We start from the raw sequence: 21,025 nt of genomic DNA, 5'->3' as shown, positions 1-21,025 counted from the left end.
CGTTTTACTAGACTGGAATGATTGTCGCGTCGAAGCGATTTTGAGAGGAAGCAATGGCTAGCACTCCAATAATTATTGCCGATACCGGCTCCCCCAGTCAGATTCATGGTGTCCACGGCGGACGGGGTGTCCTTCGCTGGAAGCGATTCGTTACAGGGCTGATGATGCACGCTGCCTGGGACTCCTTCGAGCACAATCGCCTTGAGCCGGGCGCAGCGGTCGGCGAGCACGTCCACTCCCGAACCGAAGAAATTTATTTCATTATTCGCGGACGCGGAATGATGAAATATAACGGTGAACACTTTGAGGTTGGTCCTGGGGATTTAATTATGACTCCGCTTAACGGCAAGCATGCAATCGAGACCATTGGAGATGAGACCCTGGAGTTCTTCGTTGTTGAGGCGCTGCCGCCGGAGATCGTTAACGCACTTCCTGAATACAGCCCCTCTGAAGAATCGGAGCTCTAGTCATGAGTTATAACCCACGAGTGAACCTCTACGAGACCGATGTAACCAACATCACTGAAATCATGGCGGGACCCTGGAAGGCCATCAAAGTAGTTGATGCAACTCCCGGTGAAACTCTCGAGTTCTCGACTGACGGCGAAGAGCACGGCGTTTTTGTGATTGAAGGCTCCTTTGTTGCGACTATCCCGGATGGCTCAACATTCGAGTTCAAGAAAGACATGTCGATGACTCTGGCCAGTGGCGGAGCCGCTTCGGTGGTGGCAGGTCCGGAGGGCTTCAAGATTTGTCAGGTAACAATGAGGGTCGACTAAGAGGCTACTCCGCAGGAGTTTTTGGAGACCAGAGCTTTACGGGAGCATCTGATTCATACTCTTTGCCGTTCGGGTAGCTGACAAGTTCGAACTGCATACCCCAGGGTGCTAAGAAGTAAATCCAACGCTGGCCCGTGGCAAATGCCTTGCTTGAGACCGGTTCGCCCAAAACCTCAACGCCATGAGATTTCAGGTGCTCAATTGCAATATCCAGGTCGTCTACGTAGAAGGCGAGGTGGTGACCACCGGCATCGCTGTTTTTAGGCTGAGGCATCGGGGTTTGATCTACCGATTGGTATTCGAAGATTTCAAAGTTGGTGCCGTGGCCTAGTCGAAAGTGACGATTCTGCTTGATCACTGTTCTGGGGTCAACGTTTAGTTGTGTTTTCATCCAGTTGTCATCGGACTGGAAAGGCCCCAGCTTGTAGATGTAGTCGCAACCGATTACCTCGACAAAAAACTTGGTTGCTTGCTCGATATCCGGCACGTTGAAACCGACGTGATCGGTGCCCCTTATTCCAGGAATTCCCTTTTTCATGACCTGCCCATCTGCTAGCTATTGGATACAAACTACTGATAAAAAGCGCTTTTTGCACGCTTTTTTGGGTTAGTGGTTGTAGTAATGTATCCAATCACGCTAAATTAGTATCAATAGCCAATCAATATTCTTTACGGAGTCATCGATGACCGAACGCATTCAACTAGATCCCCTAGAGCCATGGGTGGAGATCAAAACCACCAAGCAGGATTACCAAAACGCTGACCCCAAATTACTCGAGACCATGCTCGGTCAGCTGCACCTAATCAGAGCATTCGAAGAGGCGATTCTTGACATCGCCGGTGAGGGTCTGGTCCACGGTCCCGCTCACTCATCTGTCGGTCAAGAAGGTGGAGCAGTAGGTTCCATCGTCGGCATGCGCCCGACCGATGCCATCAATGGATCCCACCGAGGCCACCACCAATTCTTAGCTAAGGCAATTGCCTACGTAGCACCGCAACTAGATGTGACAAACCTTGTAACCAGCCAGGTCCAAGAAGTTTTGCAGAAAACTGCCGCTGAGATCCTTGGGCTTGCCCAAGGATATTGCAAGGGCCGCGGTGGCTCCATGCACCTTCAGTGGCATGAAGCAGGAGCACTGGGAACCAACGCGATTGTTGGCGGCGGTGTTCCGCTTGCAGCTGGTAACGCATGGTCACAGAAGCGAGCCGGAACCACTGATATGACAACCAGCTACTTCGGAGACGGAGCTGTAAACATAGGCAGCGTGCTTGAGAGCATGAACCTAACTGCAGCGTGGGACGTCCCATTGGTGTTTTTCATTGAGAACAACCTCTACGCGGTTTCAACCACGGTTGCTGAGGCAACCAAGGAAGATCGCCTAAGCGGTCGCGGAGTTGGTTTCGGTATTCCTAGCTGGCGCGTAGACGGCATGGATCCACTTGCCGTTTGGCACGTCATGCAAGAAGTTGAGGAGCATGTTCGCTCTGGCAAGGGCCCAGCGGTTGTTGAAGCAGAGGTCTACCGATTCTTCCACCAGAACGGAGCTTTCCCAGGAAGTGCCTTCGGATACCGCTCGAAGGAAGAAGAAGAGCACTGGAGAAGCCGTGACCCACTGGACAAGGTTGCCAACGAGATGATCGAACTCGGTTTGATCACTCAGGAGCAAGTCGCTGACACCAGGAAGCAAGCAGTTGCCGCAATGGAGCTAGTCGCACTTGAATTGCTAGAACCAGATCTCGACGGAAAGCCGGGAGCTAGAAAAATCAAGGCTAACCTTTGGCCTGACGCCGGTTTCGTTGACGTCGGACTGCGCTCGGATCTTTCAGAGCTTACTGGAGCTAAGACTCTTGAGCAGGACTCTTACACCGGAGAAACAACGGATATTCGTTTTGTTGACGCCATGGCCAAGGGCATGGATCGTCAAATGGAGCTTGATGACCGAATCATTATTTTGGGTGAGGATGTGCATCGCCTAAAGGGTGGAACCAACGGTGCGACCAAGGGCCTGCCAGATAAATATGACGGCCGAGTACTTGGAACCCCAATTAGCGAGAACGCCTTTGCAGGTCTTGGCGGCGGAATGGCCATGGACGGCAGATTTCGCCCAGTAGTCGAGTTCATGTATCCGGATTTCCTCTGGGTGGCAGCCGACCAGGTCTTCAATCAGATCGGTAAGGCCAGACACATGTTTGGTGGTCAGAACCCAGTGCCATTGGTTCTAAGAACCAAGATTGCAATGGGTTCGGGCTATGGTTCTCAGCACCTAATGGACCCAGCCGGCATTTTTGCTACTGCCCCTGGTTGGCGAGTAGTCGCAGCCAGCAACCCGTTTGACTACATCGGTCTCATGAACGCTGCGCTAAAGATGGAAGACCCAGTTTTGATGATCGAGCACGTGGATCTTTACACCCAGCGTGGTCTGATTCCAGCCGACGACCTTGACTACCACATCGAGTTTGGCAAGGCACGAGTTGTTAGAGAAGGAAAAGACACCACAATTCTTAGCTACCTAAACATGGTTAACATCACCAAGGAAGCTCTTGACCAGACCGGGCTAGATGGCGAACTAATCGATCTTCGCTGGCTAGACCGCGCGAGCATTGACTGGGACACCATTGGTGAGAGCATCAAGAAGACCAACAGTGTTGTCATAGTCGAGCAGGGCGTTCAGGGCACCAGCTACGGCGGGTGGCTGTCCGACGAGATACAGCGCAGGTTCTTTGACCACTTGGATCAGCCAGTTCAACGAGTTCACGGACGTGAAGCATCACCAAGCATCTCCAAGGTTCTAGAGCGAGCATCTATCGCAGGCCTTGAAGAAGTGGTGGCAGGCTTGAACCTCGTGAAGGAAGGGTTTGGCAAAAACTAATGGCCACACAAATCAAACTTCCCGAGGTTGCTGCAGGTGCAACCCACGCAGTCATCTCTAGCTGGCAGGTCGCCGTTGGCGACCAGGTTGTCGTTGGCCAGCAAATAGCTGAAATCGAAACCGATAAGGCAGTCGTAGAGCTCTTAGCAGAAACTGCCGGAACTATTTTGGAGCTCATTGGCAAGCCGGGCGATGAGATGGAAGTCGGCAGCACCATTGCCATGGTTGGTGAAGCAGGCGAGAGCGCTGTTGCTCCAGAAGAAGTGACTCCAGTTGCAGAGGCACCAGTGCCACCAGCCGCATCTCCGGTTGCTAGCCCTGTCGCTAGCCCTGTTGCCGAGCCAGTCGCAACTCCAACTGGCACCGCCACAGATACCTCACCAGCTGTTCCAGCTGAAACCGTGCCGGCTTCCGGGAGACAGCGCGTGTCTCCTATTGCCAGAAAGCTAGCCAAGGATGCTGGCGTCGATGTGAGTCAGATCACCGGCACCGGCCCAAGCGGAAGAGTTGTCAGACGCGATGTTGAAGCAAGCGTTGCAAACGGAGCTACTGCCGCTGAGCCAGTAGTGGTGCATGCCGCAGCAAGCCCAGTAGTGGCTACTCAGGCTGCAGCTCCAGTGAGCACAAGTGCTTCTAAGGAGCTTGCGAGCCAGGAGTACTCATCCACCTACTCAACGGTTCCTCATACTTCGATGCGTAAGGCAATTGCCAGAAGGCTCACTGAGAGCAAGAGCACTGTCCCGCACTTCTACCTAAACGCAGATTGCAAAGTGGATGAACTACTTGCACTGCGTAAGAAGATCAACGAAAGCTCACAGGTCAAGATCTCGGTCAACGACATGGTTGTCAGAGCCGTCGCTGCAGCGTTTGAGGATGTCCCAGAAGCGAATGTTGTCTGGGGACCAGACGCCATGATCAAGTACGAGTCAGTTGACATTTCGATCGCAGTCTCAACCGAAGGTGGTTTGCTCACTCCGGTTATCCGAGGCGTTGAAAAACGGTCACTTAGCAACATTGCAAGGACCATCACTGACTTGGCCGAAAGGTCAAGAGCAGGCAAGCTTCGCCAAGAAGAACTAAATGGGGGTAGCTTTGCTGTCACCAACTTGGGCATGTATGGCACCTCTAGCTTCTCGGCAATCTTGAACCCTCCGCAGTCGGGTATTTTGGCCGTCGGTGCAGCCGGGCCGAAGGCAGTGGTTGTGGATGGTGAAATAACTATCGCCACCATCATGAGCGTGACGCTATCTGCTGACCACCGAGCGGTTGACGGTGCGTTGGCTGCTCAGTGGCTAGCCGCCTTCAAGGCAAGGATCGAGAATCCTCTAACAATGCTTATCTAGCGCATAAAAAAATCCCCCCTAAGGCGGCTACCTTTTGGGGGGATTTTTTTATTGTCTAAATTACTGGATGACCATTCCGCCATCGATCATTAGAAGCTGACCGGTCATGTAGTCAGACTCTGGGCTTGCTAGGAACGAAGCAGTTCCAACTACGTCCTCTGGGTAGCTGTAGCGCTTCATAAGAATCATGTTCTCAGCGATGTCATCCATTGACTGTCCCCGCTTCTCGAACTTGCCGATTTCGACTAGGTCCTTGTCTAGCTGCTCCCACATTTCGGTGCGAACAACCCCTGGGCCGTAGCCGTTGACGGTGATGTTGTGCTCAATAAGTGACTTGGCACCCGCCTTGATTAGACCAAGAATCGCGTGCTTTGTCATTGTGTACACGGTGACGTCATCGAAAGCCTCGCGAGAAAGAATTGAGCCAACGTTGAGGATCTTGTATGGGTACTCGCGCTTGCCCTGATCCTTCATCTGCTGGGCGACCTTCTGCATAACGTTTAGGGATCCCCAGGTATTTACTTTGTTCAGTAAGTCGAAGTTTTCCTTGGTGATGTCTAAGAAGAACAGCGGCTTGTTGATGCCTGCGTTGTTCAGAAGAAGGTTGATCTCACCAAAAGTGTCAACGGTGTGCTGAACGGCCGCCTTGGCGTCTTCCTCGCTGGCAACATCAAGCTTGATGTAGGTGGCCTTGCCACCATCGGCAATGATTTCATCGGCAACGGCCTTGATGCCCTCAATGTTAAGGTCTCCGAGGCAAACTTCCGCGCCCTGGGCTGCCCAGTGCTTGGCTATTGCAGCACCCATTCCTTGGGCGGCTCCGGTAATAAGGGCCTTTTTGCCGGCCAGTCTTGTCTTGTCCATCGTTGTTCCTTCCTCATTGAAGCTCGATCATTTTGGCGTAAGAAATCTAGATTAATTTTTACGACGTTCCGAGATTAGTGTAAACCCTGACAGAACAACAAGAGCCTTTCACAGAACAAACTTTAGGGAATCGTTACCTGTTTTCGAAGCGGATAAAAAGCCCAAAAAGCATGGGCTTATCAGGCCCGAAGTCTGCTCTCTAGGTTTTGCAGTTCGACCTTCAGCTCCTCCGGCATTTTGTCGCCAAAGCTCTCAAAGAATCCCGCAATTTCACCGGCTTCGTGGCTCCAAGTGTCTTTATCAACCGCAAGCAGTTGAGCGAGTTGCCCCTCTGAGAGCTGCAACCCCTCGGTATTTAGAGCATCAGCTTTTGGAACCAAGCCAATTGGGGTTGCGACTGAGGAGTCCTTGCCCTCAATTTGCCCCACGATCCACTGCAGTACCCTCATGTTCTCGCCGAATCCCGGCCAGATGAACTTGCCGTCTTCATCTTTTCTAAACCAGTTCACCTGGAAGATGGTTGGCAAGTTAGCCGGATCTAGCTTTTCAGCGAAGGACAACCAGTGACCAAAGTAGTCACCCATGTTGTAGCCACAGAATGGCAACATCGCGAATGGATCGCGTCGAAGGATTCCGATTGGACCCTCGGCAGCGGCAGTTTGCTCACTGGCAATGGTTGCTCCTAAGAAAACGCCATGCTGCCAGTTCAGGGATCGAACGGCCAGCGGCACGTTGGTGGCTCTTCTGCCACCAAACAAGATCGCATCCAGTTCAACACCCTCTGAATCTGCCCAGTTGTCACTGAGGCTTGTTACCTGATCAATCGGCAAACAGAACCTGGCATTTGGGTGGGCGGCAGTTTCCCCACTGTCCTTGTCCCACGGGTCGCCCCTCCAGTCAGTTAGATTGTCTGGAACCTCATCGGTAAGACCCTCCCACCAGACGTCTCCGTCTTTAGTGGTGGCAACGTTAGTGAAAATGGCGCCCTCGCGCATTGAATCAACTGCAACTTTGTTGGTTGAGATTCCTGTACCCGGTGCGACTCCGAATAAACCATTTTCTGGGTTGATTGCCCGGATCTTGCCTTTGTCATTTGGAGCCATCCAGACAATGTCATCGCCCAGGGTCTCGACTTTCCAACCTGGCATTTGAGACTGCAACATCGCAAGGTTTGTCTTACCGCAGGCTGAAGGGAACGCAGCTGCCAAGTGGTACTTCTTTTTTTCCGGGGTGGTAATTCTGATTAGCAGCATGTGCTCAGCTAGCCAGCCTTCGTCGCGCGCAAGGACAGAGCCAATGCGAAGCGCCATGGCCTTCTTGCCAAGCAATGAATTGCCGCCGTAGCCAGAGCCGAAGGACCAGATCTCTCGTGTCTCTGGGAACTGAACTACGTAAACGTTTTCGGGGTTGCAGGGCCATGGGGTGTCGGCAACGGTGTTGCCCTGGTCATCAATCAGTGGCTGACCAACTGAGTGGATCGCTGGGACCCAGTCCGCGCCAGCGGCAATCTTGTCCACGATTTTGTCGCTGACCCTAGTCATGATTCGCATCGATGCCACGACATACGGGGAGTCAGTTATTTCAACCCCGTAGCGAGCAAGCGGTGAGTTGAGCGGTCCCATCGAAAACGGAATCACATACATCCTGCGACCCCGCATGGAGCCAGCAAATTTCTCATTGAGTTCAGTACGCATTTTTGCGGGCTCAACCCAGTTATTAGTTGGGCCTGCGTCCCTTTCGTTTTTGGAACAAATAAACGTTCTGGACTCGACTCTTGCTACGTCGGCAGGGTCGGTGCGGGAAATAAAGCTGTTAGGTCTAATCTTTGGATTTAGCTTTTCGAAAGTCCCGTTTTCAACCAGCAGTGCGTTGATTTTTTGGCCTTCGGCGTAAGAGCCGTCGCACCAGACTATTTCGGTTGGATCGGTGAGATCGGCAACCTCGGTTACCCAACGCTTCAGTGTCGACAGTGACATAAAAAACTTCCTTGTGCTTCTAAGTTCAGGCTAACGCTTGCGGTAAATGTGTGTGCCAAGGTGTCGGCAGCTGTTTGAGACTCGCAGTTGGGTTTCGCGAGAAAGGAGAAACCTTTGGGGTTTGACATTATTGTATCCAATCAGGGTGAAAGTTTGCAAATATAGGCAGTTATGCCAGTAAAAAGGCTTTGGTTGTATACATCAGAGCCAAAGGGTGATGAGTTGCTGGAGAGTGTTGCGAGTGGATCGTTAGCGACCGAAGCACCTTTAAACGGTCAGAGGACCCAAATTTTGATATCGCTTTGCGACAAATGACCTTGAAATGAATGAAGGCGCGACTTTTGCCACGCAAAGGAGGCTGGCTTTTGATGCGCCAGCGGTTGTGGACAGAGAAAGACAGTAACTGATCATTTGGCCCCCACAATCATCTTTGATAAACGGTATGACTTCAGTATGCCAGCCAGAACTTTTGAACCGGGTATTCTCCGAGGCACGTTCGTGAATTATCAAGACGCTGATCGAATTAAGTCAAAGACTGACTTAAAAGTGACTTCAAAACAGCAAAGCTTTAGACTTTTGCCCAATGAAAACTATTAGTTGCAAAGAACTCGGCGGAGCCTGCAGTCAGGCATTTCGAGGTTCGACCTTCGAAGAGGTGGCCAGTCAGAGCCAACAGCATGGCGCCGAGATGGTCGCTCTAGCAGATCAACCTCATCTTGACGCCATGGCGGAGATGATGACCATCCTGGAATCTGGGCACGTTGAAGAGTGGATGAACGCCAAGATGGAGCTCTTTCAGCTTTTGCCCGACGATGGTGAGTAGCCTCAATAGCTAGAAAACTTTACCCAAACAAACCAGACATCACACCGGACCAGCCCTGACGAATATCGTCAAGCTTCAAATCTGCAATGTCCTTGATCTCAACCAGCCCTGAGGTTGCATCGGTAACACCGATTCGAAGGCAAGGCACACCTCTTGCGTCGCAGAGGGCCTGGAACTTCACATCGTCCTCTCGGCCAACACTTACAAGCACCCTGGTTTGAGACTCTGAGAATAAAGCTGTTGTTTGGTCGATGCCATCGCGGTCAAGAACGTCACCGAGCCAGATTCGGGCACCGACGTTGAACCGAAGTGATGCTTCTAGGACTGCGATTCCAAGACCACCCTCGGAAAGATCGTGGGCGGATTCAATAAGGCCCTGAATGCTTGCCCCATGCAACAAGTCCGCAAGCAACTTCTCTTTTGCCAAGTCCAACTTCGGCGGCTGACCACCCAGGTGGTCGTGAATGTCTTTGGCCCAAGCTGAGCCATCTAGTTCGTCATAGGTGGTTCCGAGAAGATAAATGTTATTGCCGTCATCTTGCCATCCTGAGGGGATTCTTCTTGCGACATCGTCAATGACACCTAGGACACCGACTACCGGGGTCGGGTAGATTGCCACATCACCCGATTGATTGTAGAAGCTGACGTTTCCTCCGGTGACTGGTATGCCTAATTCAAGACAGGCGTCAGCTAAACCGGCGGTTGCTTCTTTGAATTGCCACATCACTTCTGGGTTTTCAGGAGAGCCAAAGTTTAGACAGTTAGTTACCGCTCTTGGCACTGCTCCGGTGACTGCAACGTTTCGATAGGCTTCGGCCAATGCAAGCCTGGCGCCCTCGTAGGGGTTTAGGTAGGCGTATTTCCCGTTGGCATCGGTTGCCAGTGCAACCCCAAGGCCTGATTCTTCAGAGACTCGGATCATGCCGGAATCATCCGGCATCGAAAGCGCAGTGTTGCCACCCACGTACTTGTCATACTGAGCCGTTATCCAGCTCTTGTCGGCCTGGTTGGGGGTTGCAATTAGCTGCATGAGCTGGGTTGCTAGCTCGGTTGCGTTTTTGGCTCTTGGAAGCTTTGCCGAGCTATTTTCATTGAGTTCGTTTTGGTAAGCAGGGTAGGCAACTGGGCGCTCATAGACCGGGCCATCGTGGGCCACGGTCCTTGGTGGGACATTGACGATCTCTTCGTGACCCCAGTTAATGTAAAGGCGATCTTCGTCGATGACGTCTCCAAGTACTGAGTATTCAACCTCCCACTTGTTCACGATGCTTTCAAATTCCTTTAGGCGCTTTTTAGGAACCACTGCGCACATGCGCTCTTGAGACTCTGACATCAGAATTTCTTCTGGAGTTAGCGATTCGTCCCTAAGCAGCACATTCTTTAGCTGCACTCTCATGCCCTTGCCACCGTTTGAAGCAAGTTCTGACGTAGCGCAGGAGATCCCGGCACCACCTAGGTCTTGAATTCCAGCAACCACTCCCGCGTGAAACAGCTCGAGGCAGCACTCAATTAGGACCTTCTCGGCAAATGGGTCACCGACCTGAACTGCTGGGCGCTTGGTTGGACCGGTTGATTCGAAGGTTTCTGAGGCTAGAACCGAAACGCCGCCGATTCCATCGGCGCCGGTTCTTGCTCCGAAGAGAATCACTAAGTCGCCCGGGTTTGAAGCCTTGGCAAGCTTGAGGTCTTCGTGCTTCATTGAGCCAATGGATAGTGCGTTCACAAGGGGATTGCCTTGATAAACCGAGTCAAAGACTGTTTCGCCGCCGATGTTTGGGAGGCCAAGGCAGTTACCGTAGAAGCTAATTCCATCGACTACGCCGTGGACCACGCGCGCAGTGTCAGGGTGATTAGGGGCACCGAAGCGAAGCTGGTCCATGATTGCAATTGGTCTTGCACCCATTGACAAGATGTCACGGACGATTCCGCCAACACCGGTTGCTGCGCCCTGGAAAGGCTCTATGAAGCTGGGGTGGTTATGGCTTTCAACCTTGAAGGTGACCGCTAGGCCTTCGCCGATGTCCACTACGCCGGCATTTTCACCCATGCCAACCATGAGGTATTTTTTCATCTCGTCAGTTACTTTTTCGCCAAACTGACGAAGGTAAATCTTTGAGGACTTGTAGCTGCAGTGCTCGGACCACATCACCGAATACATCGCAAGTTCCGAAGAGGTTGGTCTGCGGCCAAGGATGTTTTTTATCTCTTCATACTCGTCCTGTTTGAGGCCGAGTTCTTGCCAGGGCTGTTCTTTATCCGGTTCGGTGCTGGCGTTATCTGTCGTGTCAACGCCGCTTGGCTCTAGTGTTTTTGAGTTGAAAAACTTCAAGAATTCACCACCATTTTTAGAACGCTTTCAAAGAACAAAAGCCCGTCTATGCCCGAGCGCATTGCTGTTGGAGTGTCTGGACCAAAGCCTGCTTCGACCGCGTGCTCTGGGTGAGGCATCAGACCAACTACATTGCCGCGTTCGTTGGTGATTCCGGCAATGTCATTCATTGACCCGTTGGGGTTGTTTTCCACATAGCGGAAGGCAATTCTGTTTTCTTGTTCCAACATTTTTAGGGTGTCGTCAGTTGCGATGTAGCCACCCTCACCGTTTTTCAAGGGGATCAAGATTTCCTGGTCTTTTTCAAACAAGCTGGTCCAAGCAGTTTCGTTGTTTTCAACTCGGAGCTTCTGGTCGCGGCAAATGAAGTGTTGCTTTTCGTTCCTGATCAGACCACCGGGCAGCAAATGCGACTCAACCAAGACCTGGAAACCATTGCAGATGCCCAGGACCGGCAGGCCCTTTGCGGCCAACCGAATGACTTCTTTGGTTGCTGGGGCCTTTGCTGCAATTGCTCCGCAGCGCAGGTAATCGCCGTAAGAAAATCCACCCGGCAAAACAACTGCGTCAACTTTTTTGAGATCGTCGTCGTCGTGCCATAGCGGAACCGGTGTTCCACCTGCAAGCCTGATAGCTCTCTGAGCATCGCGGTCATCCAGGGTTCCGGGGTAGGTGATTACACCGATCTTCATCTGTCTTAGTCCTCTTTGGTTACGGCAACGACATCTTCGATGACATCGTTTGAGAGGAAGTTTGCGGCTTGGCCCTTAGCCATTTCTAGGTCCTGGTCGGTAATCTCGCGATCAAAGTGCAGTTCAATGCGCTTGCCAATGCGGACAGCTGTAATTTCTTTCTTGCCCTCGCGGTGCAGTGAATTTGCAACCGCTTTACCCTGTGGGTCAAGCAGATCCTTTTTCGGCATGATCTCGACGATGATCTTTGGCACTTTTCCCCTTCGGTTTTCTTGGGCTGATGCCAAGTTTCGGGTCGGATTGTTGGCTGCTTGCAACCTCGCAACTACCAATAGTTTATCGCCCGCTTTGGCATGAATCGAATCACACGCAGTTGGCGCATCAGATTCGAGTTGCTGGCTATCTACTGAGCTGGCCGGCCACTGCTTCCAGAACCAAAAGAGCACCGAGTCTTATCGTTCTTTGGTCTTCGGTGTCCCTCGATGCGTCGATCTCGGTTATGTCTAGACCGCGAACTAGGGAGTTCGAAGCCAAGAGCCTCGCTGCTTGCCGAAGCTCGAACGCTGAGATGCCGCCAGGCGCAGCTGCTGGGCAGGCAGGAACCACACTTTGATCGCAGACATCGACATCAAGGTCAACGTGAATCGGACCCAGGCTGGCACCGGCGATTTCAAGTGCTTTCTTGCAAGCGCTAGCGATACCGATTCTTGCAACCTCGATTCTGGTTATTACCGTGATTCCGAGTGAGTGAGCAAGTTGTTCGTAGTCTGAGGAATTGGAAAAGTCGTTGATTCCAATCTGAACTACTTGTTTGGGGTTTAGCCCAGCTTCGATCAGTCGCCTAACTGGGCTGCCGTTTGAGTTGCCGTCTCTTAGATCGTGGTGGGCATCGAGGGTAATTAGCCCCGCGGTTGAAAGCTTTTCTCCATAAACGCCTAGAGCGGCAGCGTAGGTGATCGAGTTGTCTCCACCCAGGGCAATAGTCAGTTCTTTGTTTGCGGCATTGAGAGTGTCTATTGTCTGCTGTTCGTTTTGCTCCGGGTTTGCTATTTCACCCAAGTCTTGAATTGATTGAACAGCGATGTTTTTGTCCGCGGTGTAGGAGTGGGTGGAAAACCTTTGCAGTGCTTCTCTTATTGCTTTTGGGGTCAGGTGCGCATTGGTTTGACTAATTGAGAGCTTGTGGGCAGGGATGTCAATCAGGCCAATAACTGATTCGGCATTGGTGATGAGCGAGCTCGCTCGCTGCCACTTGGGATCTTCAGCCACTGTGACCAAACCTTCCGGATAGCTCATCGGCTGCTCTTGAGAGAGCCAGAGCCAATTGTTCTAACTGTAGCTTTTCTAGCTCTTGGGATTGCAACGTGATTGCTAAACCGGCGATCGGATGATTTAGGCGATCCAAGATTGCAACCCCAACCGAGGCGTAGCCAAGAGTCACTTCGTCGACCTCCAGGGCGAAGCCTGATTTTGCTTCGGTTGCAAGCAAGCTAGTTAGCTCCCTGAGGGTTTTTGGTCCAAGTGAAGTTCTTTTAGAAAGCTCACCGCTACCAAAGGTGGCGATGAGCTGTTTTTGACCCAGGTGGGCCAGCATCGATCTGCCGGAGGCGGTTAGGTGGGCAGGGAGCCTCACGCCAACTTCGGTGACCAGCTTCAGGCTTCTTATTGGTCGTTGTTCTATCAAGTAAAGAACATCAGAGCCATCTAGCACGCCAAGATGGCCAACCACGTTCGCTCGTTTGGAAAGCTCGTCCACGAGTTTGGTAATAACTGGTCTTGCGAGTCTCTCCAATGGTTCGTGGCGCTTATAGGCGCTTCCAAGCTCCCAGGCGGCAAGCCCCAACCCCCAACGCTTGTCTTCGGTGAAGTGAATGGCGAAGCCTTGAGATTCAAGAACCTCCAGCAACTGGTAGCAGCTGGATCTTGGAATTTCTAGCTTTTGGGCGAGGCGGTTTGCCGTTGTTGGTTGGCCTAATTCGGCCATGAGCCTAAGAAGAGACAGGGTTCTGGCCGCCGCGGGGACTTTGCTCATGTTTCAAGTATGTCTGAAATCTCAGACACAACTATTGTTTCCTCGATTGAAGTTATCTCTCCGTAGCGGTGAACTTCAGTTATGACATCAATGGCGCGTACCGTAAGAGCAGCAACCGGTAATACTTTGACTACTCAGGGCTGGCAGCAAGAGGCTGCGCTAAGGATGCTCTACAACAATCTGGACCCCTCGGTTGCCGAGCACCCCGAAGAACTCATTGTCTATGGCGGTAGCGGAAAAGCCGCCAGAAACTGGGAGAGCTTTGATGCTCTGGCCAACACTCTCACCCACCTAAAGAACGACGAAACCATGCTGGTGCAGTCGGGTAAGCCAGTTGGCGTTTTCCAAACCCACGAGTGGGCACCAAGAGTGATCCTTGCCAATAGCAACCTGGTTGGTGACTGGGCAACGTGGCCAGAATTTAGAAGGCTTGAAAAGATGGGCCTCACGATGTATGGCCAGATGACTGCCGGGTCCTGGATTTACATCGGAACTCAAGGCATTTTGCAAGGCACCTATGAAACATTTGCCGCGGTTGCCGAAAAGAGATTTGGCGGCAGCCTCGCAGGAACAATAACTCTGACCGGAGGTTGCGGAGGCATGGGCGGCGCTCAACCATTGGCCGTGACCATGAATGAGGGTGTCTGTCTAATTGTTGACATTGACGAATCAAGACTTCAAAAGCGAGTTCAGACCAGGTACCTGGATGAAATCGCAACCGACATCGATGACGCCATCGAGCGGGTCACTAAATATAAGAACCAGCGCAAGGCAATATCGGTTGGGCTAGTGGGCAATGCCGCAACTATTTTTCCCGAGTTACTAAAGCGCGAGGTTCCAATCGACATCGTGACAGATCAGACCAGCGCTCACGATCCGCTTTATTACATTCCTGAGGGAGTCGATTTATCAGACGCCAAAGAATATGCAGCGTCGAGTCCAGCCGAATTCACCGACCGCGCAGAAACCGCGATGGCCAAGCAGGTTGAAGCGATGGTTGGCTTTATGGCCAAAGGCGCCGAAGTCTTTGACTACGGAAATTCAATCCGCGACGAAGCAAGGAAGGGCGGCTATAAAGATGCCTTTAAATTCCCGGGCTTTGTGCCGGCGTATATCAGGCCATTGTTCTGCGAGGGCAAGGGTCCTTTCCGCTGGGTCGCGCTATCCGGGGACAAAAAAGACATCTACCGAACCGACCAGGCGATTCTCGAGTTATTCCCAGAAAACAAGCACCTGCACCGCTGGATCAAGCTTGCGCAGGAACGAGTCGAATTCCAGGGCTTGCCAGCAAGAATTTGCTGGCTGGGTTTCGGCGAGCGCGATAAAGCAGGCGCGGCATTTAATGAGCTAGTTCGAACCGGAGAGGTTTCCGCACCGATTGTTATCGGTCGCGATCACCTTGATTGCGGCAGCGTTGCATCTCCTTACCGAGAGACCGAAGCAATGCTCGATGGTTCAGACGCGATTGCTGACTGGCCGCTACTAAACGCGATGATCAATGTTGCCTCTGGTGCCAGCTGGGTATCGATCCACCATGGCGGCGGGGTTGGCATGGGCCGCTCAATTCACTCCGGTCAGGTATCGGTTGCCGATGGCACAGCGTTGGCCGCCCAAAAATTGCAACGCGTTCTGACAAATGACCCCGGCATGGGTGTTATTCGCCACGTTGATGCCGGTTACCCGGAAGCTAAAAGCGTTGCTAGGGAAAAGCACGTCCACATTCCGATGCTGGACACCGAATAGATGTCAACCTGCTATCGAAACATTGCAACTCTCGTCTCACCGGCTGAGGCAATAGGCGAGCTCACTGTAATTACCGATGCTGCAATGGTGGTTGATGATGGTCAGGTAACTTGGGTGGGTAAAAACATAGATGCGCCAGCCTGTGAGACCGAAGTCGATCTAACGGGACAGACCGTGATTCCAGGCTTTGTTGATTCGCATTCTCACTTGGTATTTGGCGGCGAGCGCTCCGAAGAGTTTGCAAGTCGAATGGCTGGAAAGAAATACGAGGCCGGTGGCATCAATTCGACTGTTAGCGCAACCAGGAGCGCAACCGCCGAGGAACTTCGAGCGAACACGGCAGGGTTAGTTCAGGAGCTATACGCAAGCGGGATTACAACCTTCGAAATCAAATCTGGCTACGGTCTAGATACTGAGACCGAGAAGCTGTCGCTCGAAATCGCCAGCGAGTTCACCGACGAGGTCACTTTTTTGGGTGCTCACGTTGTGCCAGCAGGGAGCAACCCTGAGGAATACACCGATCTGGTTGCAGGCAAGATGCTGGAGAGCATCACTGCCAAATGGGTCGATGTGTTCTGCGATACCGGGGCTTTTAGTGTTGCCCAAGCCAGAAAAGTCCTAAGTGCTGGCATTGAAGCTGGGCTAAAGCCCAGGATGCACGCCAACCAGCTTTCCAATATCGGAGCAATCGCTCTAGCGGTCGAGCTTGATTGCGCATCGGTTGATCACTGCACTTTTTTGGATGATGCCGACATCGAACTTCTAAAAAACTCTAATACCGTGGCCACCTTGTTGCCCGGTGCTGAGTTCAGCACAAGAAGCCCCTACCCGCAGGGCGGCAAGCTTATGAACGCAGGCATTGCTGTTGCACTTGCAACTGACTGCAATCCCGGTTCAAGCTTCACTAGCTCCATGGCCTTTTGCATCGCGTTAGCGGTCAGGGATATGGGTTTTAGCGTTGATCAAGCGATTTGGGCTGCCACCAAGGGCGGTGCGATGGCTCTTCGCGGCAATCAGGGAGTGCTTGAGGTTGGCTCAAGAGCGGACTTTGTGGTGCTGGATGCACCTAATCACATCTACCTGGCCTATCGGCCAGGGGTCGCAGTTATCAGCCAGACCTTTCTGCAGGGCAGAAAAGTCTACGAGAGGCGCTAAATGAACCAGGTAGAAATTTCAACCAGTGGGCTGACGCTTGAAGACGTGGTTGCGGTTGCAAGGTTTGGTGCAAAGATCACCATCTCTGATGCGGCCATTACCGCCATGGATGCTACTCGCAAGCACATCGAAGAACTAGCGAATGCAAAGGAGCCGGTTTATGGAATCTCCACCGGGTTTGGAGCTTTAGCTCAGCGGCACATCCCGCAAGCAGACCGGGTGCAATTGCAGAAATCGCTTATTCGCTCGCATGCCGCAGGCATGGGAGACCCGGTTGAAAAAGAAGTTGTTCGAGCGCTAATGCTGCTTCGACTAAAAACCATGTGTTCGGGTCAAACCGGAGTCAGGTCCTTAATTGCAACCACCTACGCAGCAATTCTGAACGCTGGCATCACACCGAAGGTCTTGGAGTATGGGTCCTTGGGTTGCTCCGGAGATCTTGCGCCACTCGCTCACTGCGCTTTGGTGCTGATGGGTGAAGGCACTGCCTATGGCCCGGATGGCCAAGAGAAGCCAGTAGCCACGCTCCTAGCAGCCGCCGGCATCGAGCCTGTGGAGCTAAGGGAAAAAGAGGGTCTGGCACTGATAAACGGCACTGATGGCATGCTTGGCATGCTCATAATGGCCTGCCATGACCTTTCAGTTTTGCTTGATCAGGGCGACTTGATTGCTGCAATGAGCGTTGAGGGTCAACTTGGTACAGACCAGACGCTTCGAAGCCAGCTGCATCAGGACCTTCGTCCGCATCCTGGCCAGGCAGTAAGCGCAAACAATATGTTCAGCGCGCTTTTGGGAAGTGAGATTATTGCTTCCCATCGCCACGGCGATGGGGTTGTGCAGGATGCTTACTCGCTTCGCTGTGCACCTCAGGTTTCCGGTGCTGTGAGAGACACGCTTTCTCATGCTCAGTTGGTAGCAGGCCGCGAACTTGCCGCGATTATCGATAATCCGGTTGTGCTGTCCACCGGTGAAGTCAGCTCCAATGGCAATTTCCACGGCGCCCCGGTTGGTTATGTGCTCGACTTTTTGGCAATTGCAGTTGCGGACCTAGGTTCCATCAGTGAGCGCAGGACCGATCGGTTCTTGGATGTTTCCAGAAACCGGGGCTTGCCGCACTTTTTAGCTCATGACGCCGGTGTTGATTCCGGGCTAATGATTGCTCAATACACTCAAGCTGGGATGGTCTCTGAAAATAAGCGGCTAGCGGTTCCTGCCAGCGTTGATTCAATTCCTTCTTCGGCTATGCAGGAAGATCATGTCTCCATGGGCTGGCATGCCGGCAGGAAACTAAGAAAGTCCGTCGATAACCTTCGCAGGATCATGGCTATCGAACTGGTTGCCGCCGCACGAGCAGTTGAATTACGTGCTCCGCTTGCTCCGGCAAGTAGGACCGGAGCTGTTATCTCCTCGTTGCGCGAACAGGTTATGGGCATGGGTCCAGACCGAGAGTTAAGCGGCGAGCTAGAAGCCAGCAATCAGTTTTTGATGAACGGCTTTAGCTGGAAGGCGTCCCATTAGGTCCCCTATTTAAATTATGTGTGAATAGTTTGACCATCGAGTTAGCAGCCCACGTTCTCGCAATGCAAATGGTCGCGCAAATCATAAATGATCAGTTGGTTCGAGGGGCTAGTTAGTCATGAAGCTCTCGATAGGAGGGCAGGTGCAGGTGAGGTTTCTGTCACCAAAGGCACCATCTAGCCTTCTAACCGGCGGCCAGTACTTCCCCTTTGACTGTCCAGCCACCGGAAACACAGCGGTCTCTCTCGAGTAGGCGTGGTTCCAGTCACCGGTGAGCTGGCTTGCGGTGTGAGGGGAATTTACCAGTGGGTTATCTTCAAGACTCCAGGTGCCGTCTTCAACCTTCTGGGCCTCTTGCCTGATCGCCAACATCGCATCGATGAATCGATCGAGCTCTTCCAAAGGCTCGGATTCGGTCGGCTCAATCATTAGAGTTCCGTTTACCGGGAAGCTCATTGTTGGGGCGTGGAATCCGTAGTCGACCAATCGTTTCGCAATGTCATCATTACCGATTCCAGTCGAAGCCTGCAGCGGTCGAATATCGATGATTGCCTCGTGGGCAATCAGTCCGTTCTTTCCCGTGTACAAGAGCGGGAAGGCGCCGGAGAGTTTCTTGGCCACGTAGTTTGCGCTTAGAACCGCAACTGCGGTTGCACGCATCAAGCCTTCACTGCCCATCATCTGAACATAGGCCCAGGAGATTGGCAGGATGCTTGGGGATCCAAATGGAGCACCGGAAACCGGTCCGTAATTTGGGAGCTCGATTTGAGCCATTGAGTGGCCCGGCAAAAACTCTTGAAGGTGAGACCTGGCAACAACCGGTCCGACACCTGGTCCGCCACCACCGTGAGGGATGCAGAAGGTCTTGTGAAGGTTCAGGTGTGAAACATCGCCACCGAACTCACCGAACTTCGCATAGCCAACAACTGCATTGGTGTTTGCACCATCGATGTAGACCTGGCCACCTGCAGCATGAACAAGGTCGCAAATTTCAACAACTGCTTCTTCGTAAACACCGTGAGTAGACGGGTAGGTAATCATTAGGGCCGCAAGCTTGTCGCCGGCTTCGGAAATCTTTTGCTTTAGCTCAAGAACATCAACGTTTCCCTGTGCATCGCAGCTGACAACAACTACTTCCATGCCAGCTAAGACAGCGCTAGCCCCGTTAGTGCCGTGGGCAGAGGATGGGATTAGGCAAATATTTCTCTGGTAGTCACCCCTTGATCGGTGGTAGCCGCGGATTGCAAGCATGCCGGCTAGTTCACCCTGGCTACCTGCGTTTGGCTGCAGGGATACCGCTTCGTAGCCGGTTATGTCGCTTAGCCAGCTACTTAGTTCTTTGATGAGCTCCATGTAGCCCTGGGTGTCTTCGGCAGGGGCAAAAGGGTGCAGGTTGGCAATCTCTGGCCAGGTGACAGCTTCCATCTCGGTTACCGAGTTCAGCTTCATGGTGCAGGAGCCCAGTGGAATCATTCCCCGGTCAAGCGCGTAATCGTAGTCAGCAAGCTTCTTGAGGTAGCGCATCATTGCGGTCTCAGAGTGATAAGTGTTGAACACCGGGTGCTCAAGATAAGCGCTAGTGCGGTGGTTTCTCAAGCGATCGGTTGCATCCTCGTGCCTAGGGGCTCTGGCCCCAAAAGCACCGGCAAGTTCTGCCAGGTGATCCCAAGAGGTGCTCTCATCAATCGAGATGCCGATTGTGGTGTCGTCAACTCGCAATACGGTGAGCTCTTTGGCTCGAGCGGCTTGGTAGAACTTTTCAGCATCGGTATCGGTAATTCTTATGGTGTCGAAGAACTTACCGTTCTGAAGGCTGAAGCCGACTTCTTCCAAAACCGCTGCGAGCGCCGAGGCCTTGTGGTGGATTTCTAGGGCAATCGCCTTGAGGTTTTTTGGACCGTGGTAAACCGCATACATGCCAGCCATCACTGCCAGTAAAACTTGGGCGGTGCAAATGTTGCTGGTTGCCTTCTCGCGCCTAATGTGCTGCTCTCTGGTCTGCAGAGTCAGGCGATAGGCGGGAGCTCCTTCGGCGTCCACTGACACTCCAACGAGCCTTCCGGGCATGGTGCGCTCTAGCTTTTCACGAACGGCTAGGTATCCGGCGTGCGGGCCACCGAAGCCCATCGGGACACCAAATCTTTGAGTGGTACCGCAAACAACGTCCGCACCGGCTTCGCCCGGTGAGCGCAAGAGGGTAAGCGCCATTAGGTCGGCGCTCGCAATGGCTAGACCGCCGAACTCGTGGATCTTTGCAAACAGACCATCGAAGTCGATGATCCGGCCGCTTGCTCCCGGATACTGAACCACTGCGCCAAAGCACTCTTGGTCTAGCTGGTCAAGTTTGGTTGGATCGAAGTAGGTAATGACAATGCCAAGCGGTTCTGCACGGTGCTCAAGCAGAGACTTGGTTTGTGGGTAGAGATCGTTGTCTACGAAGAAAATGCTCGAATCGCTGTCGGAGCTGCGTTTAGCAACCATCATCGCTTCAACCACTGCGGTTGATTCATCGAGCATCGAAGCGTTAGCTGTCTTCATGCCGGTTAGTTCGGTGACCATTGTCTGGAAGTTTAGAATTCCCTCAAGACGGCCCTGGCTGATCTCCGGTTGGTAGGGGGTGTAGGCGGTATACCAGCTTGGGTTTTCTAGCACGTTGCGCTTGATAACCCCGGGGGTTCTGGTGCCGTAGTAGCCCAGGCCAATGAAAGTCTGAGTTATGTGGTTTTTTGAAGCTATGCCCTTCAGGCGATCAAGAGCCTCGTCCTCGCTGATGGCATCCGGAAGAGTGCTGCCACCTCTGTAGTGGATTGCTTCTGGAAGCGCAGCCTCCATTAGCTCCGCCAGGTCTTTGATCCCTAGGTAATCCAGCATGTGCTGCTGCTGGGCAGCATTGGGTCCGATG

17 protein-coding genes are annotated in these 21,025 nt (G+C 52.7%); 8 read left to right on the top strand and 9 right to left on the bottom strand.

Annotation, left to right across the window (positions count from 1 at the left end):
• The first annotated feature begins 53 nt into the window (after positions 1–53).
• On the top strand, positions 54–467 hold the full coding sequence (locus IMCC13023_RS07115; protein ID WP_050816783.1) for a cupin domain-containing protein: 414 nt from the start codon (positions 54–56) through the stop codon (positions 465–467).
• A 2-nt stretch (positions 468–469) separates the two neighbouring features.
• The gene (locus tag IMCC13023_RS06755) at positions 470–778 is read left to right on the top strand and encodes a hypothetical protein (protein ID WP_040325547.1); all 309 of its coding nucleotides are present in this window, start codon (positions 470–472) and stop codon (positions 776–778) included.
• A 4-nt stretch (positions 779–782) separates the two neighbouring features.
• On the opposite strand, the gene IMCC13023_RS06750 is transcribed toward IMCC13023_RS06755, so the two are convergent.
• Positions 783–1,316, bottom strand: a complete 534-nt coding sequence (locus IMCC13023_RS06750) for a VOC family protein (RefSeq protein WP_007542651.1) — start codon at positions 1,314–1,316, stop codon at positions 783–785.
• Between the two features lie 145 nt (positions 1,317–1,461).
• Between IMCC13023_RS06750 and IMCC13023_RS06745 the strand changes: the two genes are divergently transcribed.
• The gene (locus IMCC13023_RS06745; protein WP_007542649.1) at positions 1,462–3,648 is read left to right on the top strand and encodes an alpha-ketoacid dehydrogenase subunit alpha/beta; all 2,187 of its coding nucleotides are present in this window, start codon (positions 1,462–1,464) and stop codon (positions 3,646–3,648) included.
• Positions 3,648–4,991 carry a dihydrolipoamide acetyltransferase family protein gene (locus tag IMCC13023_RS06740; protein WP_007542647.1) on the top strand — a complete coding sequence of 448 codons (1,344 nt, stop codon included), beginning with the start codon at positions 3,648–3,650 and terminating at the stop codon, positions 4,989–4,991. The genes IMCC13023_RS06745 and IMCC13023_RS06740 overlap by 1 nt, the downstream gene beginning before the upstream one ends.
• Positions 4,992–5,051: 60 nt before the next feature.
• Here the strand turns inward: IMCC13023_RS06740 and IMCC13023_RS06735 are convergent, their stop codons facing one another.
• Positions 5,052–5,855 (bottom strand): SDR family NAD(P)-dependent oxidoreductase, encoded by an 804-nt coding sequence (locus IMCC13023_RS06735; protein ID WP_007542646.1) that lies wholly within the window; start codon positions 5,853–5,855, stop codon positions 5,052–5,054.
• 179 nt (positions 5,856–6,034) lie between these two features.
• Positions 6,035–7,831, bottom strand: coding sequence for a phosphoenolpyruvate carboxykinase (GTP) (locus IMCC13023_RS06730; RefSeq protein ID WP_007542644.1), 1,797 nt, complete (start codon positions 7,829–7,831; stop codon positions 6,035–6,037).
• Positions 7,832–8,414: 583 nt separating this feature from the next.
• On the opposite strand from IMCC13023_RS06730, the gene IMCC13023_RS06725 reads away from it, so the two are divergent.
• Positions 8,415–8,654, top strand: a complete 240-nt coding sequence (locus IMCC13023_RS06725) for a DUF1059 domain-containing protein (RefSeq protein ID WP_007542641.1) — start codon at positions 8,415–8,417, stop codon at positions 8,652–8,654.
• Positions 8,655–8,673: 19 nt separating this feature from the next.
• On the opposite strand, the gene purL is transcribed toward IMCC13023_RS06725, so the two are convergent.
• From purL to IMCC13023_RS06700, 5 genes are all read right to left on the bottom strand, one after another.
• Positions 8,674–10,983, bottom strand: a complete 2,310-nt coding sequence (purL, locus tag IMCC13023_RS06720) for a phosphoribosylformylglycinamidine synthase subunit PurL (RefSeq protein WP_007542638.1) — start codon at positions 10,981–10,983, stop codon at positions 8,674–8,676.
• Complete coding sequence (purQ, locus tag IMCC13023_RS06715) at positions 10,980–11,675, bottom strand: phosphoribosylformylglycinamidine synthase subunit PurQ (protein WP_007542636.1); 696 nt, start codon at positions 11,673–11,675, stop codon at positions 10,980–10,982. The genes purL and purQ overlap by 4 nt, the downstream gene beginning before the upstream one ends.
• A gap of 5 nt (positions 11,676–11,680) precedes the next feature.
• Positions 11,681–11,929 (bottom strand): phosphoribosylformylglycinamidine synthase subunit PurS, encoded by a 249-nt coding sequence (locus tag IMCC13023_RS06710; RefSeq protein ID WP_040325588.1) that lies wholly within the window; start codon positions 11,927–11,929, stop codon positions 11,681–11,683.
• 145 nt (positions 11,930–12,074) lie between these two features.
• Positions 12,075–12,944: an arginase family protein gene (locus tag IMCC13023_RS06705; RefSeq protein WP_007542632.1), complete on the bottom strand. Its 870-nt coding sequence runs from the start codon at positions 12,942–12,944 to the stop codon at positions 12,075–12,077.
• Complete coding sequence (locus IMCC13023_RS06700) at positions 12,937–13,707, bottom strand: IclR family transcriptional regulator (protein ID WP_040325544.1); 771 nt, start codon at positions 13,705–13,707, stop codon at positions 12,937–12,939. The genes IMCC13023_RS06705 and IMCC13023_RS06700 overlap by 8 nt, the downstream gene beginning before the upstream one ends.
• An 81-nt stretch (positions 13,708–13,788) precedes the next feature.
• Here IMCC13023_RS06700 and hutU point away from each other — a divergent pair, with 81 nt between their 5' ends.
• Genes hutU through hutH form a run of 3 tightly spaced genes read left to right on the top strand, consistent with a single transcriptional unit; the run spans position 13,789 to position 18,123 of the window.
• Positions 13,789–15,450: a urocanate hydratase gene (hutU, locus tag IMCC13023_RS06695; protein ID WP_007542627.1), complete on the top strand. Its 1,662-nt coding sequence runs from the start codon at positions 13,789–13,791 to the stop codon at positions 15,448–15,450.
• The gene (hutI, locus tag IMCC13023_RS06690) at positions 15,451–16,605 is read left to right on the top strand and encodes an imidazolonepropionase (RefSeq protein WP_007542625.1); all 1,155 of its coding nucleotides are present in this window, start codon (positions 15,451–15,453) and stop codon (positions 16,603–16,605) included. It abuts the gene before it with no gap.
• Positions 16,606–18,123 carry a histidine ammonia-lyase gene (gene hutH, locus IMCC13023_RS06685; protein WP_007542623.1) on the top strand — a complete coding sequence of 506 codons (1,518 nt, stop codon included), beginning with the start codon at positions 16,606–16,608 and terminating at the stop codon, positions 18,121–18,123.
• Between the two features lie 108 nt (positions 18,124–18,231).
• Here hutH and gcvP read toward each other — a convergent pair whose 3' ends face one another.
• Positions 18,232–21,024 carry an aminomethyl-transferring glycine dehydrogenase gene (gcvP, locus tag IMCC13023_RS06680; protein WP_502685264.1) on the bottom strand — a complete coding sequence of 931 codons (2,793 nt, stop codon included), beginning with the start codon at positions 21,022–21,024 and terminating at the stop codon, positions 18,232–18,234.
• Position 21,025: the final 1 nt, after the last annotated feature.

This window comes from Candidatus Aquiluna sp. IMCC13023, assembly GCF_000257665.1.
Classification (GTDB): domain Bacteria; phylum Actinomycetota; class Actinomycetes; order Actinomycetales; family Microbacteriaceae; genus Aquiluna.
This window is presented reverse-complemented; position numbering and strand designations above follow the sequence as displayed.